Genomic DNA, 770 nt, shown 5'->3' with positions numbered 1-770 from the left:
TGTGGCGGCCAGGTTGAACTGTCCGCTTTGGCGCAAAGTTAAAATGTCACTTTGGATACGTCTTCAGCCATTTAGAAATGCGACAGCCGACATCTCCACTGGCGCTGAGGCAAGCCCCCGACCGGACCGGCTGGGCCGGGTTGCAAGGGAAGGGAGGGGGCGGGCGTAGGGCACCCCTTCGGCTTTAGCTTTCTCAGTTTCAATTAATGCGTTCCTGGTAGATGTTGCTGGCAGCTGAACGTGCAGGGCCAGGATCTCGCGATGCTTCCGGAAATCAGGCTGATGGGTGACGTCGATGTAGCCGCTTTGTCGCCACTGCTTCGCGGCATGGCCATGACGGTTTCCTACGCAGAGACCCAGGGAGGCATCGGTCTGACCGCGTCGGGGGCGATGAACCGCAAGTTCGTCCACTGGGCCGCTGTTCACTTCGATTGGCCCGGCTACACGTCGGACGACTTATACAGCATCAACAAGGTTCTCAACGAAGCCGATATGCCGCCGCTTTTGGTCGTGCGTGACATGCTCAAGTACTTGCGGCTTCTTCGGCGGCGAAAGGACGTACTGGTACCAACCCAACGCGGCCGAGACTTTCTGGCGAGACCGCAGGCCTTCTTCGATCTGATCGCGACGGATTATCTTTATGCTTATATCCACTACGGGCAGACGCAGGAGGCTGTCCGTAATCGGATGCGTTGGTGGCACGTCTTTCTCAATCTTATCAATATGAAAGCAGAAACGGGCTGTTCGTTGGACGACCTGGCGAACGAGCT

1 protein-coding gene is annotated in these 770 nt (G+C 57.1%); it reads left to right on the top strand.

The annotated features are described in order from the left end of the window. Positions 1-261: 261 nt before the first annotated feature. The coding region (locus IB265_RS36245) for a hypothetical protein (protein WP_192496226.1) at positions 262-770 on the top strand (509 nt) is incomplete at its 3' end.

Source organism: Ensifer sp. ENS10 (genome assembly GCF_014852025.1).
Taxonomy (GTDB): domain Bacteria; phylum Pseudomonadota; class Alphaproteobacteria; order Rhizobiales; family Rhizobiaceae; genus Ensifer.
Note: the sequence above shows the minus strand (reverse complement) of the source record. Positions and strands in the feature narration are given on the sequence as shown.